Below are 15,128 nucleotides of genomic sequence, written 5' to 3' on the forward strand. Positions count from 1 at the left end.
CCCGCCGGTAAAGTGCCACGAGCGGTTAAAGATGCGCGCGGCCGTCAAAGAGGGATTCACGCCGGTGTCGGTTTGTGCTTGTATTGTTCCCATGTTCCAGCCAGATTTCTTCTCGCTCGAAGAGCAGGTTGCACCGGCCGTTCCCAAGGAGCGCCGCCGCCCGCTCGATCTGCCGGCTATTCTGGAACGGTTGACGGCGATGTGCGAGCGACCGCGCTACAGCTTCATGGTCCTCAATCTGATCGCCCAGGCCAGCGCGAAGACAGGCTCGGCCGGTCCGTATGTCCGCGAGGGCGATCAGCATATTCCGGTGCGCGACTGGCTCTGCGAAGCATTGGTTCCCGTGGCCCAGCGCGACCCCCGGCGGCTGGCGATCACCGACAAGGTTCGAGAGGAGCTGAAGGCGAAGCACGCGCTGCCGACGGACCGCGAGGCGGCGGATCGGCTGGTGCAGAGCGAGGTTCGCAGGCGGATCAGGCTTTCGGGGCGGACCAATGTCAGCCGCGCGGTTTCGGAGCTGGTCCGCGCCGGCTTCGTCCGCCGTCATTATCAGGGCTACCGGGTCGACCATCAGAATCGCGGGGCGCAGCGGCAGGCGGTCTATACCGTCACCGAAGAGGCGATGCAGGCGCTCCACGCCACGCGCTGAGGGGTGTGGGTCGCTTCATCCTGGATTCGTCCAGCCATGGCCTCCGTGCCCCCGTCTCGCATATGTCGTCGATGCGCCGTGGCCTGGAGACCTTGGGGCTGACGAGCGCCAGGGACCGGTCGGCCCCTGGTCCTGCAATCCAGACGGGCGAGCGCGGGCAGGTCGCTCGGAATGACAGCAATCAGGGGCGAATATGATCCTTATTGTCGCGGCAGGCCGGGTGGGTTCGTCTGCGAGCGCGGGATCGCCTCCGACGCCAGATGCCAACGATCGAGCAGATGCCGGTAGTTGCCGTTCGCGATCTGGGCGTTGATCGCTGCGGTGATCCCCGTCGCCAGCCCCGAGTCCTTGCGGGTCGCGACAGCGATATAGGCGGTGAGCGGCCACCCTCCGGCGACGGTGCCGACCTTGCGGGTACGTCCATCGCGTGCCTCATAGGCCGAAATGGCATTGGGACCGAAGGAAACGTCGACGCGTCCCGACAGGACCGCCAGGCGTGCGATACCGGTATCGTCGTAATATTGCGGTTCGGCCGGCTTTAGCCCGGCCGCCACATTCTCCGCATTCCAACGGTCCAGAATCTGCGACTGGTTGGTGCTGGCGCCCACTGCCACCTTCAGACCCGCGATGTCTTTCGGCGATGCGACCGACTGGACCGGGCCATCGGCGCGGGTGTAGATTCCCAACTGATCGTCGCGATAAGTGGAAAAATCGTATTTGTCCTTGCGTTCCTCCGTCACCGTCACGTTCGACATGACGGCATCATATTTCCCCGATGTGAGGCCTAAAGGCCAATCGGCCCAGGCCACGGGAACGATCTTCAGCCGCAGTCCCAGAGCGTCGGCGACGAGTTGCGCGACACCGGGCTCCACTCCGACTACGCCCTTGCCGTCCTTGGCATAATCCGCGAGCGGAAGCTGGCCGACGGCCATGCCGACCGTCAGCGCGCCCGGTTCGGCGAGCCTCAGCCCTTTGGGCAGGAGCGCGACAGCGCGGTCGTCGCGTTGCGCGCGGATCGGTGGCAGCGTCTCGGCGCCGGGTTTTTCCTCTGGTGGCTTGCAGGCGGCAAGCGCCAGTAGCGTCAGGGCGACGATGGCACGGCGCATCACCGGACCTTCGACAGGAATTCGGCGGTGCGCGCCTCTCGCGGATTCTCGAACACGCGCGCGGGCGATCCTGTCTCGACGATGCGACCCTGATCCATGAAGACGACCGTATCGGCAATCTCGCGGGCGAATCCCATCTCGTGCGTCACAATCACCAGGGTCGCCCCTGATCGCGCCAGTTCCTTGATGACGTCCAGGACCTCCCCGACCAGTTCGGGGTCGAGCGCGGAGGTCGGCTCATCGAACAGCAGCACCTTGGGCCGCAGCGCGAGTGCACGGGCGATTGCGACGCGTTGTTGCTGGCCGCCGGACAAATGGCGCGGATAGGCGTCGATCTTGTCCGAAAGGCCGACCCGGGCCAGCAGATCGCGCGCTTCCGCCTCTGCCCGTGCGCGCGGCACGCCACGAGCATGGATCGGTGCCTCGACCACATTCTGCATCACAGTCAGGTGCGGGAATAGGTTGAAGCTCTGGAATACCATGCCAACGTCGGTGCGGCGACGCAGGATCTCCGCCTCGGGCAACTCGAACAACAGGTCCGCCTGCACGCGATAGCCGATCAGGCCACCGTCGATCGTGATATAGCCTTCATCGACGCGCTCCAGATGGTTGATAGTGCGCAGCAGTGTCGACTTGCCCGACCCGGACTGGCCGATGATCACGGTCACGCTCCCCGGCGCTGCGGACAGCGACACATCGGCAAGAACGCGATTGTCTCCATAGCTCTTCGAGACACGCTCGATGACAACGGCACCGCCCTGCACCGCAGGCAGGGGCAAACGCGCCGTCGCCGTGGTGGAGGAATGGGGGGTGGAGGAATGGGGACGCGAGCGGACGCGTGCGGCCGTACCCGCCGCGCCGCGCGCAAAATGCCGCTCGATCCGCCGTTGGACGAGCGAGAGCGCGGTCAGGATGACGAAGTACCAGACCGTCGCAACCATCAGCAGCGGCACGACGTCCAGGTTGCGCCGGTAGATGACCTGGACGGTATAGAATAGTTCAGGCAGCGCGAGGATGTAGACGACCGATGTGCCCTTGGCGAGACCAATGACATCGTTGAACCCGGCGGGCAGGATGCTGCGCATCGCCTGGGGCAGAATGATGCCGGACGCCTGGCGCCAGCGGGGCAGGCCGAGCGCGGCGGCCGCCTCGCGCTGGCCATGGTCCACGGCCAGGATGCCGCCGCGAATGACCTCCGACGAGAAGGCGGCCTGGTTCAAGGTCAGGCCGATGACGGCGGCGGCGAACGGGCTGATGAGCGCGGTGGTCGACCAGCTGGCAATCGTGATGTCGGTCAGGGGAATGCCGAGCGAGATCGTCGCATATAGATAGCCGAGGTTGTTGAGCAGCAGCAGCAATACGATGAGCGGGATCGAGCGGAACAACCAGACATAGCCGAATGCCACGGCCTTCAGCAGCGGCGCGCCCGACATGCGCGCCAGCGCGATCGTCAGCCCCAGGGTCGAACCCAGCAGCGTGCCGAGCGCGGTGAGCAGCAGCGTGCGACCCAGACCGACAATGACGGGCTCCGACAGGAACCAGCTGGCGAAGACGGGCCAGCCCCAGCGGGGGTTGCCCAGCACGGACATCGCGATCGCAGCCAGCACGAGCGCGGCGATCGTCGTGCCCAGCATCCGGGCCGGATGCCGGGCGGGTACGATTTTGTAGCGCGCCGGCGGCGTGCCGTGTGAGGACGCCGTCGCATCCGGCACGGGCAGGGGGTGGGCAAGCGCCACGTTCATGCCTCGGCCTCCGTATGAACGAGCGTCTTCTCGAACGGCAGGGTGAAGCGCGCGGCAAGATCCGAATCCGGATCGTAAAGGCCGGTATAGCCATGGCGATGGTAAAGCGCCGCGGCTTCCGGCTGGCGGAACCCGGTCGTCAGGTGGATGCGGGTATAGCCAAGAGCGATGGCCCTTGCCTCCAGCGCCTCCAGCACGCGCCGCGCAAGCCCCTGACGGCGATGCGCATCCGATGTCCACATGCGCTTGATCTCCGCCGTGCCCGCGTCGGCATGGGGCATGAAGCCGCCACCCGCGATCGGTGCCCCGTCGCGCAGGATCAGGATGAAGCTGCCGTGCGGCGGATCGAACAGCTCGGCGGGGTAACGTTCATAGACCTCATAGGCGGCGGCATTGGCGTCCCGCCCGGCAAGGTCATGATAGCGGCGCGAATATTCGGCCACCAATGCCTCCAGCAACGGTCGGGCGAGCGCATCCCGTGGCGAGGATTCGACAATAGTGTCTATCTCGCCGGGCGGCGGCGTTGGCCGCCGGTCGGTGGGCGAGGCGAGCGTGAAGCGCATCGGCATTCTCCGTGCTCCGCGGCGTCAGCGAAGCCAGGTTTCGGCAAGCCGTGCCCAGAAGGCGGCGGCGGGGGCGATGACGTCGTCGTTGAAGCGATAGCGAGGGCTGTGGAGAGGTTCGCCCTCGCCAGCGCCCACGAACAGGAAGCTGCCGGGTCGCGCCTCCAGCATGAAGGCGAAATCCTCGCTGGCCGTGCGCGGCGCGAGGTCGACGATCAGTGCGTCCTCGCCCAGAAGGTCGCGTGCGACCTCGCGTGCGAAGGCCGTTTCCGCCGCATGGTTCACGACGCTGGGAAAGCCGCGCTTCAGTTCGATTTCGGCACGGGCGCCGAAGCCATCGGCGATCATGTGCGCCAGGGCCTGGACCCGGCGCAGCAGCATCTCACGCACGTCGGGCCGGAAGGATCTGGTCGTGAGCGTCAGGTCGACGCTGTCCGGGATCACGTTCGCCGCGTCACCGCCATGAATCGCTCCGACGGTGACCACGCCCGTGTCGAGCGGAGCGACATTGCGCGCAACGATCGATTGCAGCGCGGTCACGAAATGGGCCGCGACGACCACGGGATCGATCGTCTCATGCGGTGCGGCGCCGTGGCCGCCCTTGCCAATGATCCGCACGCCAATCCAGTCGACCGAGGCCATCGCGGGGCCCTCCACAAAGCCGAGCTTGCCTGCGGGAAGGCCAGGCCAATTGTGGAGACCGAACACCGCGTCGCAGGGAAAGCGGTCGAACAGTCCGTCCGCGATCATGGCTCGTGCGCCTTGGCCGATCTCCTCCGCAGGCTGGAAGATGAGGTGGATCGTGCCCGAAAAGTCACCATCCTCGGCAAGGTAGCGGGCCGCGGCAAGTAGGATCGCGGTGTGGCCGTCATGGCCGCAGGCGTGCATCTGCCCCTTGTTCGCGCTCGCGAACGCGACGCCGCTCGCCTCCTCGATGGGCAGCGCGTCCATGTCGGCGCGGATTCCGATCGAGGCGGAGCCGTTGCCGCGTGTCAACGAGCCGACCACGCCGGTGCCGCCGACGCCGGATGTCACGCGATAGCCCCACTCCTCCAGCAACGTCGCGACCCGCCCGGCGGTGCGGTGCTCGTTCCAGGCGAGTTCGGGATGGCGATGCAGATCGTGGCGCAGCGCGATCGCCTCCTCAATCCGGGCCTCAATCCGGTCGAGCACCGGTGCGACATTGCGCTGCAATTCCGCGACGGCGCTCATGCCAGGCGCCGTTCGGCCGCTGGCTTCGCCGCCGCGTTATATCGGCTCTCCTTGAACGGGAGACCGAGATGATCGCGCAGCGTCGCACCGTGTAGAACCCGGTCGTAACGACCGCGGGCTTCCAGCGCCGGCAGGACATGGGCGATGAAATCGTCCAGCCCTTGCGCCGCGATCGGGAAGCCCAGGATAAAGCCGTCCGCCGCGCCGTCGTCGATCCAGCGGATCAACGTGTCGGCGACCTTTTCTCCGCTGCCCAGGAAGTTCGGCCTTGGTGTAGCGGAACGCAGTGCCACTTCGCGCAGGGTAAGGCCCTGGTCGCGCGCTTCCGCCTTGATGCGGTCGGTGGTCGAGCGGAAGCTGTTGGCGCCGATGTCGCCCAGATCGGGAAAGGGCGCGTCGAGATCATATTGACCGAAGTCATGGTGGTCGAAGAAGCGACCAAGATAGGCCAGCGCATCCTCGACGGTCAGCAAATCCCGGATCGCGGCGAGCTTTTCCTCCGCCTCGGCATCGGTCGCGCCGGTGATGATCTCCGCGCCGGGAAAGATCCTGACATGGTCAGCCGGTCGCTCGTGCACCACCGCGCTCGCCCGGACCTGGGCGCGGAAGTTGATCGCCTCCTCAAGCGTGGCGGGGCCGGTGAAGACGGCGTCGGCGAACTTGCCGGCAAGGCCGATGCCTGTGGCCGAGCTGCCAGCCTGGAAGATCACCGGCTGCCCCTGCGGCGAACGCTGGATGTTCAGCGGTCCCTCGACCTGGAAGAACCGTCCCTTATGGTCCAGCCGATGAAGGCCTTCGGGATTGAAGAAGATGCCGCTTTCGCGATCCCGCGGAAACGCCGCTTCGTCCCAGCTGTCCCACAGCCCCTGAACGACCGTCAGATATTCGTCGGCGATCTCGTACCGCAGCGCATGATCGGGATGCGCGCGGCTGTAATTGCGACCGGATCCCTCCAGCGGCGAGGTGACGACGTTCCACCCCGCGCGGCCCCCGCTGATGAGGTCGAGCGAGGCAAATTGGCGCGCGATGGTGAACGGATCACTATAGGATGTAGACACCGTGCCTGCGAGGCCGATCCGGCTGGTCGCAGTGGCGAGCGCGGACAGGATCGAGATCGGTTCGAAGCGGTTGAGGAAGTGCGGAATCGACTTCTCATTGATGTAGAGCCCATCGGCGATGAAGGCGAAAGCAATCCCCGCGGCCTCGGCCTTCAGCACCTGACCGGTGAGAAAGCCCAGATTGACGCTGGCGTCCGCTGGATTGCTGGGATGCTTCCATGCGTTCATGTGCCCGCCCGGGCCGTGGAGCATGATGCCGAAGGGGATGGATGCCTGGCTCATGTCGTATCTCCTCGTTTGAAGGTCAGGCCGCGCGCGAGACCGGTAGGGTGCGATTGAGGACTTCGCGCGCCAGTTCCTCCAGCGACGCGCGCCGCGCCGCATGGTCGGCGACCGGGGCGTCGAGAACGAATTCCTCCACGCCCAGTCGCTCGTGCAGGTGATCCAGCGCGGCGCGGACCTGCGCGCCCGTGCCCGACACGACGTTGGGAACGATCGCGGTGACGCTGTAGTCATCGACCCCCGACTGGCGCGCGAATTCGGCGGCCGCCTCCTCGCTTGGCAGATTGATCTGCGCGCCCGTCGACAGTCGCACCCGGTAAAGGCGCAACGGTCCGACCAGACGACGCGCTTCCTCCTCGCTCGAAGCGGCGAAAGCGACGAGCGAGAGCAGCGGCGTGCGGCCGGTGGCGCCACGATAGAGATCGAAGGCCCGAGCCATGCGATCCGGATCGCCATCGAAATGACCCGCGTAGCAGAATTGCCAGTCCATCTCCGCCGCTACGGCGGCGCTCTCCTCGCTTGCGCCCAGTAGGAAGCGCTGCGGCGGTTCAGGGGGGGATGGGGCTGCCAGCGCGCCCGCGAAGATGGAATCGTCCGGCACGCGCGCGGTGACGAAGGCGTCGAGCTCACGCAGCTTGTCGGTGAAATCCTGAGGCGCGGCGCCGGCCTGGTTGGCCCGCAATGCGCGCGTCGCGTGGGGCATCCCGCCCGGTGCCTTGCCGATGCCCAGATCGACGCGCCCCGGCGCCAGTGAGGCCAGGAGATTGAAGGTCTCTGCGACCTTGAACGGGGCATAATGCTGCAGCATCACGCCGCCCGAGCCGACGCGGATCCGCTGCGTGCGGGCCAGTACGAAGGCTGCAAGCGTTTCCGGCGCGGAACTGCCGAGTGCCGCGAGGCCATGATGCTCGGCGAACCAGTAACGGTGATAGCCCAGCGCATCTGCCAGCGTGGCAAGCGCGACCGTCGCCTCAAGCCCGTCCGCCGCTTCGACGTCATCAGGGATCAGCGCCTTGTCGAGCAGGCTCAACCGATAACTCATGGGAGCCGCACTCCATTGTCCATGCCGATGTTGGAGGCTTAACTCCTATCTAATCGGTATGATATAAACTTCAGCATTCCGCTCGCAAAGATATTCTTAGTGGCCTTCGATCCCGACTCACCGTCAGTTTTCCATGAAATTAGGAAATATATCGAACTACAGTGAATCATCATTGATAGTTCTATTGATTCATGAACCAGCATAAGATTCACGAAACTAAACATTCGCATCATGCGTGCGGAGAAAAACATTATGTATATTTCCTATATACATAGATATAATTCGGGGAATCGGAAAATGCCAAGATCGATGCTGCTTATAACGACACCTTTGCTTATATATGCATGCCCATCGGTTGCGGCTGAGCGGCATCCGGTTTCCTTGAAGATTCCTGCCAGCGACGTCCTGCCCAGTTCCGACGCCGTGCATGGCCCCACGGCGAAGGACGACATCATCGTCACTGGCACGCGCCAGACCGGCGTTCGTGCCGCCGACAGCGCCGCGCCGGTGCAGGTTTTCAATGCCGAGGCGCTGGCCCGCGTTGGGCAGCCGAACCTGAACCAGGTGCTGACGCAACTGGCCCCGTCCTTCACTGCGCAGGCGTTTGGCGGCGACGCCTCCAACCTCACGCTCACGGCGAAGCTGCGTGGATTGAGCGCCAACCATGTCCTGATTCTGATCAACGGCAAGCGTCGGCACGGCACCGCCAACCTCCACGTCGCGAGTGGCCCGTTCCAGGGCGGCGCGGCGCCGGACCTCGACCTCATCCCGCCCGAGGCGATCGAGCGCATCGAGGTCCTGCAGGATGGTGCGGCGGCGCAATATGGCTCGGACGCGATTGCGGGCGTCATCAATATCATCCTGAAGTCGGACCGGACCGGCGGCGCGGCGAGCGCCACGGCGGGGCAATATTATGCGGGCGATGGGACGACGGCGGCGGGCAGCGTACGGCTCGCCGTGCCTCTGGGCGAGAGCGGGTTCCTCGACGTGACCGGCTTTCATCGCTTCCACGACTTCAGCCAGCGGGCGGGCGCTGACCGTCGGCTCGTCGCGCCGGACGGCACGCCGCTGAGCGGGCTTCCTGCCGCCTGGCAGGCGATCCCCGGCTATCCGCGGCTCAATCCGATCATCGGTGACGCGCGATCATCGCTGACCACCGGCTTCGTCAATGCCGGCTATGATTTCGGCTCGATCGAGGCCTATGCCTTTGGCAGCTATTCACGCCGCGTCGCCCGGGCCAACGAACAATATCGACTGCCATCGCGCGTCAGTCGCACCGTGGCGGGCGTCAGCACCTTCCTCTTCCCGAACGGGTTCGTGCCGCAATTGGGGCTGGAGGAGGATGATTACGCGTTCACTGGCGGGGTGCGCGGCGTCGCCAGCGGATGGAACTGGGACCTGTCGGCAACCTATGGCCGGGACACGGCGCGGATCAGCACCCTCAACTCGGCCAATGCCTCGCTCTACGCCGATACCGGGTTCACGCCACGGGACTTTTATGACGGGCGTTTCGTCGCGCCGCAGTTCACCGGGAATCTGGACATCCGGCGCAAGGTGGAACTGGGCCTTGCCCAGCCCGTCACGCTGGCGTTCGGCGGGGAATTCCGGCGCGACAGCTACGCGATCGGCGCAGGGGACGCGGCCTCGACCTACAAGGAAGGGGGGCAATCCTATCCTGGCTTTCAGCAGACCGACGCTGGCAGCTTTTCGCGCAACGCCTGGTCCGCCTATGGTGACGTGGTCGTGCATCCGGTCGCGGCATGGACGCTCGACCTGGCGGGGCGCTACGAACATTATCAGGGGATCGGCGACACCCTAATCGGCAAGGTGACGACCCGCTACGACTTTTCCCCTTCGGTCGCGGTGCGCGGCACAGTCAGCACCGGGTTCCGCGCGCCCACGCTCGCCGAATCCCATTATTCGGCGACCAACGTGTCGCCTGTCGTGGCGGTCATCCAGCTACCGGCGAATTCCGCAGCGGCGGCGATCGTCGGCTTTTCGCCGCTCCGCTCGGAACATTCGACGAGCCTGTCGGCCGGCGTCGTGTTGCGTCCGGTGGAGCGCTTGACGATCACACTCGACGCCTATCACATTTCGGTGCGCAACCGTGTCGCGGGGTCGGGCGTGATCCTGGGCAAGATCGGGACGACGATCGTGGATCAGCGCGTGCTGGACGCGATCGCGGCGCGCGGCAACGTCGTCGATCCCACCGCGACCTTTGTCGGTGTCAGCGCCTTCACCAACGGGGTCGATACCCGCACGCGCGGTGTGGAACTGTCGGCGACGTACCCGATGGAGACCGGAGTGGCGGCGTTGGAATGGTCTCTGAGTGCGAATTACAACCGTACCGAGATCACGCGCAACCACCTGGGTGACACGCTGTTCAACGCCATCGCGCGCAGCAACCTCGAAACTGCCTCGCCGCGCTTCAAGGGCATTCTCGGCCTCCTGGCTCGGCGTGGCCGATTGTCGGCCAATCTGCGCGAGACATTATACGGGTCGTCGCGCGCATTTGTCTCGCCATCGGGCGCAGCGCCCTTCTATGAGACGAAGGTCGGGACCGCTTTCCTGACCGATCTGGAATTGACCTACGCGACGCGGCTGGGGCTCGATCTGTCGGTCGGCGCCAACAATCTGTTCGATCGGCGTCCGGAAACCGCGGGACTGGTGCCGGGCTCTGTGACGACCGCGACCGCCGGGCCGGTCTCGATCAGCGGCGCGCAGGTATATGATGCACCCTTCTCCTTCTCGCCCTACGGCATCAACGGCGGCTATTATTACGGGAGAGTGAGCGTGCGGTTCTGATCCGGCGCCGTCGCAATGTGGCGGCGTGCCACGCGCGGGCATCGTCTCCCACCAGATGCCGGGACTGAACACCTGATGCGCACTGCCGCCGATCGCCGGGAATTGGGCGATCAGCGAACCGCCCGATGCTATATGGAAGGGATCGATGCAATTGTCGGGCAGGGGAAATCTCTGCTGCACTGGCCTGGTTCTTGTCAATTCAATGACGGCTTGCGCGCTGCCCCTTTCGCGAAGCGCTGGCGAAAACCGGTCAGCGTGACGGTGAAGTCGTCCTTCGCCCGATAGTCCGCCGCGCTGGCCCGGGGGGCGTCGTCGGCCTTGTACCAGGCCGCATAGGCCGGAACCTGCGTGCTGTACGCCTTGTAATAGGTCGAATAGGTCCGCACCCGGATGACCGGCGAGGCGGGCCGCATGTCGAACGAGAGCATCCGCAGCCAGCCGTCCCCGGTTGGCCGCGCCGTGGTGGACGATCCGTCGCCGCTGGTGTTGCGATAGCTGGCGTTGCGGTCCTGATAATCGGCCATCATCTGATAGACCGGATGGCCGAAGGCATTGGCGTCGACCCGGTAAGCCTGCCCGCGCTCATGCCCGCTCAGCACGAGGAAGATCTGGTCGTGGCGGCGGATGAACTTGCGCCATACATCCTCGGGATTGTTGTTGGCGGGATCGACCGCCTTCATGTCGACGACCGGATTGGGGGTGCGCGATCCGTCCGAGTTCAGGAAGTCGTGCGTCGTGACGATGGTCGGCAGGCCGGGATGCCGGGCCATGACCCGCGCGGCCCAGTCCAGCGCATCGTCGGGCGCGGCGAACTCCAGCCCGATGTGAAGGAAGCGATAGCCCCCGGCGGTGAAGATCTGCGCGCTGTCCGCGCCGCCGCGATAGGATGCCACATACCATGGCTTGCCGCGGAAGAACGGCGTGTCCGCGCCGAAGACGCTGGTGAAATTGCGCAGGCCGCCGACATGCAGCATTCCGTAATAGGCGGGGGTCGCCGCGCGTTTCATGGCGGGGTCGGTCGTGGGCGGGAATTTCGCGCTGGTGAACTGGGCGTCGTAATCGTGATTGCCCGGCACCACCGAGAAGGGGAGCTTGCCCGCCAGCATCGCATAGCCGCGCCGTGCCGCGGGCATCTCGACCGTGCGGGTGCGGGGCGTGGCTTCGAGGATGCCGCGCAGCTTGGGATTGTCGATGGCGTGGATGCCTTTGGCGGTGTTGTCGGGGTCGACCGGCAGGCTCTGATGCTCCCACACATCGCCGACCGCTGTGGCGAAGGCGATGTCGCCGCCCGCCGCGACGCTATGGTCGGCGATGAAGCGCATCTGGTCGTAGAACAGCGCGACCCCATCGAACGGATAGCCCGCCCCGGTCTGCTTCCGGTAATCGAGATAATGCTGGGTGTCGGGGATCACCGCGATCCGAAAGGTGAGGGGGGCATCGCCGCCCCCCGGTTGCGCGGCGCGCGTCGATGCGGTGCCCGGCATTGTCAACGCGATCAGCGCCAGCGCCTGCCGCGCTCCTTTGCTCAGAAGCGCCATGCGATCTCTCCCCCCAGCGTGCGCGGCGTGCCGACGATGCGCTGCGTTCCGATCACCGATCCGCCGCTGACCGCCGGGACCAGGCCGACGAAATAGGTCTTGTCGGTCAGGTTACGGCCCCAGAGCGCGAAGGTCCATCTGGCCCCCGGCGGGGACAGTTCGATCCGCGCATCGAGCAGCGCATAGGCGCCATTCTCGATATAATGATCGATCTCCTTATACTGTTTGCCGACATAGGAGATGTTGGCGCCGGGCGAGAGCGTCCAGCCGCTACCCAATTGCTGGCGGTACTGGACGCCGGTGGTGAATGACAGGCCGGGCGCGTTGGGCAGCGGCTTGCCCGCGCGCCGCGCCGCCTCCGCCGCATTGGCGGACAGGACATCCTCGATCCGTGAATGGAGCAGCGCGATACCGCCGGTCAGGTCCAGCCCTGGCAGCGGGCGCACCCCGAACTGCATGTCGCCGCCATAGATTTTCGCGGCGGCGATGTTGGTGCGGACATTGGTCGGCAGCCCGCCGACATTGACCACCGCCGTCGCCTGAAGATCGCTGAAGTCGTTGTAGAAGCCCGACACCGTCAGATGATAGGGCTGGTCGTGCGGAAACCATTTCGCCCCCGCTTCATAGGCCCAGACCCGCTCCGACCGGAAGGGCAGCGCCTTGGCCGCCGTGAAGATCGTCGCGCCGTCGAACCCGCCGCTGCGGAAACCCCGGCTGGCCGAGGCATAGAGCGTCGCCCCCTCGACTGGCTGCCAGCTAATCAGCGCGCGCCCGGACAGCTTCTCGTCCGAAAAGCGGTTGTCGAACGTCACCGGCAGCGTGAACGCGCGTGACAGGATCGTCGTGCCATAGGGGTTCAGGTCGGTGGTCGCGCCGCGATAGGTCGCCGTCTCCCAATTATAGCGCAGGCCCAGCGTCGCGGTCAGCCTGGGCGCGACGTGCCAGTTCGCCTCGCCGAAGATCGCGGTGCTGCGGCGATGCTGGGTCGCATCGGCATCGATGACGGTGCGGAACAGGTCGGACACGTCCTCATTCTGGTTGCTGTGGACGCGGTCGCGGAAATGATAGAGGCCGACCTGCCAGTCGACCGCGCCGCCCTGCGGGCTGGCCAGCCGCGCCTCCAGCGTCGTCTGGTTGAGCCGGTCGCGATAGAGGATGTCGAACGCGCGCAATGGCGATCCGGGATCGAGCGTATAGGTGCGCGTCAGATGCTGCTGCGCGGCGATGGCGGTCAGCGTATAGCCGCCCAGTTGTTGCTCCAGCATCAGCCGCCCGCCGACCTGATCCGCATGGATGAAGGGCAGGACGTTGGCATAGAAGGTATAGGGATCGCGGTCCGGCTCGGTAAAGCCGGTCGCGGATCGGCCGAGCACGTCGGTCTGGCTGTTGGCACCGCGATCGCGACCGTAACTCGCTTCGGCGGTGATCGTCGTCGTCGCGGATGGCGTATGGCGCAGCGTGCCGCGCGTGCCCCAGTAATCGCGGTCGCCGAACCCGGTCTGCCGCCCGACCAGCGGCAGCGGAGGGACCTTGCCGGGGACGGGCGTGTATCCGGCCTGCGCCGCATTGCCCTCGCTGGTCAGGAAGCCGCCGCCCGACTGGCGCAGCACCGCGATCCGGCCGGTCAGGTCGGTGGCGACGGTGCCGCCGACCGCGCCCTCGATCCGCAGCGCGTTGTAGCTGCCATAGCTGGCGGTCAGGAAGCCCCTGGTCGCGGCGGTCGGCTGGTTGGTCAGGACGTTGATCGCACCCGCCGTCGTGTTCTGGCCGTACAGCGTGCCCTGCGGCCCCTTCAGGATCTCGACATGGTCGATGTCGAACAACTGGCCCGCGATCCAGGCGTTCGACCCCTGATAGACCTGATCGACATAGACCGCGGCGGACGGGCTGCCCAGCGCATGGTAATCGTCGAAGCCGATGCCGCGGATCGTGATCGACGGCCCGGCCCGCCCCCCGACATCCTCGCGGAAGCTGACCCCCGGCGTCACGGTCGCGATATCGGACAGCGTCGTCAATCCGCGATCGCGCAAGCTGTCGCCGGTGATGGCGGTAACCGAAATCGGCGTCTGGCTGAGCGGTTCGCTGCGTTTGCGGGCGACGACCAATATGTCGCCGGCATTGCCACGGCCCTTTTCCTCCAAGGCCGCAGCCGGGGCTTGCCCGGTCCCGCCGGACTGGCCCAGCGCGGTGGTCGGATACAATACCAGACTTAAGGCCGTCATGGTCGCGATGGGCAAAGGCTTCATAGGATCCCCCGATAAAGATACATTGATGTATGTATCCTCATTGGCGATCATATGAGACAGGGTGATGACATTTCGGGTAGCGATCCGGCGCGTCGAGGAATCGAAGGAACAGTTTTTGCGGGACCGAAATGACAAGCGAAGCGCCGAAACCTTCGGCCGCCTGATGCGGGCCACGGTGGAGGAGGTGTTCGCGCATGGCTATGCCGGGGCGACCATGACCCGGATCGCGCGGCGGGCGGGCGTCACGCGGGGCGCGATCCAGCATCACTTTGGCGACCGGCGCGTCGACATCGTCGCGCGCGTGACCGAGGACATCATCGCGCGTCGGCAACGGGCCTATGAAACCGTCTATGCCTCGACGGGCGCGATGCCGATCGACCCGCGCGCGGCGATGAAGGCGGCCTATCGCGACCCGGAGACCTGGTTCCTGATCGAGGTGTGGATCGCGGCGCGCGCCGATCCCGACCTGCATGAGCGCGTCAACGCGCTGCTGAGCACCGGCAACGACCAGCGGGATCGGGAGTTCTTTCCCACCCGGATGACGCTGGACAGCGAAGAATTCCGGACGTTGAAATATCTCCTGCGTTCGCTGACGCGCGGGCTTGCCCTGGAATATAGCCGCAAGCCGGACGACCGGCTGTTCGATGCGGTGGTGGATCTCGCCTTCGATGTGCTGGGTCGGTCGATCGACGGGATCGAGGCCGCGTCCTAGACCGATCTGGCCCAGGCGGCGATGGGCAAGCCGGAAACCAAGGTCGCCGAGCTGTGCGCCGAACTCGGGATCACCCGCCAGACGCTTTACCGCTTCGTCGGACCCAAGGGAGAGATCAGATTGGACGGCGAGAAGCTGTTGAAGAGCAAATCACGATCACTGGTATAGGGGGG

General features: G+C 65.6%; 12 protein-coding genes. 4 read left to right on the forward strand and 8 right to left on the reverse strand.

Annotation, left to right across the window (positions count from 1 at the left end; genetic code table 11):
- The first annotated feature begins 91 nt into the window (after positions 1–91).
- Entirely contained in the window at positions 92–649 is a 558-nt protein-coding gene (locus RN629_RS14120) for a hypothetical protein (RefSeq protein WP_407035788.1), read from the forward strand.
- 200 nt (positions 650–849) lie between these two features.
- Here the strand turns inward: RN629_RS14120 and RN629_RS14125 are convergent, their stop codons facing one another.
- The 6 genes from RN629_RS14125 to RN629_RS14155 are packed head-to-tail and all read right to left on the reverse strand — an operon-like array spanning position 850 to position 7,654.
- Entirely contained in the window at positions 850–1,755 is a 906-nt protein-coding gene (locus RN629_RS14125; protein WP_407035789.1) for an ABC transporter substrate-binding protein, read from the reverse strand.
- Positions 1,755–3,497: an amino acid ABC transporter permease/ATP-binding protein gene (locus RN629_RS18355; RefSeq protein WP_455189838.1), complete on the reverse strand. Its 1,743-nt coding sequence runs from the start codon at positions 3,495–3,497 to the stop codon at positions 1,755–1,757. Before RN629_RS18355 ends, RN629_RS14125 begins: the two co-directional genes overlap by 1 nt.
- Positions 3,494–4,060, reverse strand: coding sequence for a GNAT family N-acetyltransferase (locus RN629_RS14140; protein WP_407035790.1), 567 nt, complete (start codon positions 4,058–4,060; stop codon positions 3,494–3,496). The genes RN629_RS18355 and RN629_RS14140 overlap by 4 nt, the downstream gene beginning before the upstream one ends.
- Before the next feature lie 24 nt (positions 4,061–4,084).
- Positions 4,085–5,272 (reverse strand): M20 aminoacylase family protein, encoded by a 1,188-nt coding sequence (locus RN629_RS14145; RefSeq protein ID WP_407035791.1) that lies wholly within the window; start codon positions 5,270–5,272, stop codon positions 4,085–4,087.
- The gene (locus tag RN629_RS14150) at positions 5,269–6,612 is read right to left on the reverse strand and encodes an LLM class flavin-dependent oxidoreductase (protein ID WP_407035792.1); all 1,344 of its coding nucleotides are present in this window, start codon (positions 6,610–6,612) and stop codon (positions 5,269–5,271) included. Before RN629_RS14150 ends, RN629_RS14145 begins: the two co-directional genes overlap by 4 nt.
- A 22-nt stretch (positions 6,613–6,634) precedes the next feature.
- Positions 6,635–7,654 (reverse strand): MsnO8 family LLM class oxidoreductase, encoded by a 1,020-nt coding sequence (locus RN629_RS14155; protein WP_407035793.1) that lies wholly within the window; start codon positions 7,652–7,654, stop codon positions 6,635–6,637.
- 381 nt (positions 7,655–8,035) lie between these two features.
- Here RN629_RS14155 and RN629_RS14160 point away from each other — a divergent pair, with 381 nt between their 5' ends.
- On the forward strand, positions 8,036–10,459 hold the full coding sequence (locus RN629_RS14160) for a TonB-dependent receptor plug domain-containing protein (protein ID WP_407035794.1): 2,424 nt from the start codon (positions 8,036–8,038) through the stop codon (positions 10,457–10,459).
- Between the two features lie 194 nt (positions 10,460–10,653).
- On the opposite strand, the gene RN629_RS14165 is transcribed toward RN629_RS14160, so the two are convergent.
- Positions 10,654–11,997, reverse strand: coding sequence for a metallophosphoesterase family protein (locus RN629_RS14165; protein WP_407035795.1), 1,344 nt, complete (start codon positions 11,995–11,997; stop codon positions 10,654–10,656).
- Entirely contained in the window at positions 11,985–14,243 is a 2,259-nt protein-coding gene (locus RN629_RS14170; RefSeq protein WP_407035796.1) for a TonB-dependent receptor, read from the reverse strand. The genes RN629_RS14165 and RN629_RS14170 overlap by 13 nt, the downstream gene beginning before the upstream one ends.
- A 64-nt stretch (positions 14,244–14,307) precedes the next feature.
- Between RN629_RS14170 and RN629_RS14175 the strand changes: the two genes are divergently transcribed.
- On the forward strand, positions 14,308–14,955 hold the full coding sequence (locus RN629_RS14175; RefSeq protein WP_407035797.1) for a TetR/AcrR family transcriptional regulator: 648 nt from the start codon (positions 14,308–14,310) through the stop codon (positions 14,953–14,955).
- A 21-nt stretch (positions 14,956–14,976) separates the two neighbouring features.
- Complete coding sequence (locus tag RN629_RS14180) at positions 14,977–15,123, forward strand: hypothetical protein (protein WP_455189839.1); 147 nt, start codon at positions 14,977–14,979, stop codon at positions 15,121–15,123.
- Positions 15,124–15,128: the final 5 nt, after the last annotated feature.

The sequence above is a fragment of the Facivitalis istanbulensis genome, assembly GCF_040560405.1.
GTDB lineage: Bacteria > Pseudomonadota > Alphaproteobacteria > Sphingomonadales > Sphingomonadaceae > Sphingomonas > Sphingomonas istanbulensis.

Bases quoted from the DNA above. Each gene is read 5' to 3' on its own strand.
- RN629_RS18355 (WP_455189838.1), bottom strand. From the start codon at position 3,497: ATGAACGTGGCGCTTGCCCACCCCCTGCCCGTGCCGGATGCGACGGCG.
- RN629_RS14175 (WP_407035797.1), top strand. From the start codon at position 14,308: ATGACATTTCGGGTAGCGATCCGGCGCGTCGAGGAATCGAAGGAACAG.
- RN629_RS14120 (WP_407035788.1), top strand. From the start codon at position 92: ATGTTCCAGCCAGATTTCTTCTCGCTCGAAGAGCAGGTTGCACCGGCC.
- RN629_RS14170 (WP_407035796.1), bottom strand. From the start codon at position 14,243: ATGAAGCCTTTGCCCATCGCGACCATGACGGCCTTAAGTCTGGTATTG.
- RN629_RS14125 (WP_407035789.1), bottom strand. From the start codon at position 1,755: ATGCGCCGTGCCATCGTCGCCCTGACGCTACTGGCGCTTGCCGCCTGC.
- RN629_RS14155 (WP_407035793.1), bottom strand. From the start codon at position 7,654: ATGAGTTATCGGTTGAGCCTGCTCGACAAGGCGCTGATCCCTGATGAC.
- RN629_RS14145 (WP_407035791.1), bottom strand. From the start codon at position 5,272: ATGAGCGCCGTCGCGGAATTGCAGCGCAATGTCGCACCGGTGCTCGAC.
- RN629_RS14165 (WP_407035795.1), bottom strand. From the start codon at position 11,997: ATGGCGCTTCTGAGCAAAGGAGCGCGGCAGGCGCTGGCGCTGATCGCG.
- RN629_RS14180 (WP_455189839.1), top strand. From the start codon at position 14,977: ATGGGCAAGCCGGAAACCAAGGTCGCCGAGCTGTGCGCCGAACTCGGG.
- RN629_RS14140 (WP_407035790.1), bottom strand. From the start codon at position 4,060: ATGCGCTTCACGCTCGCCTCGCCCACCGACCGGCGGCCAACGCCGCCG.
- RN629_RS14150 (WP_407035792.1), bottom strand. From the start codon at position 6,612: ATGAGCCAGGCATCCATCCCCTTCGGCATCATGCTCCACGGCCCGGGC.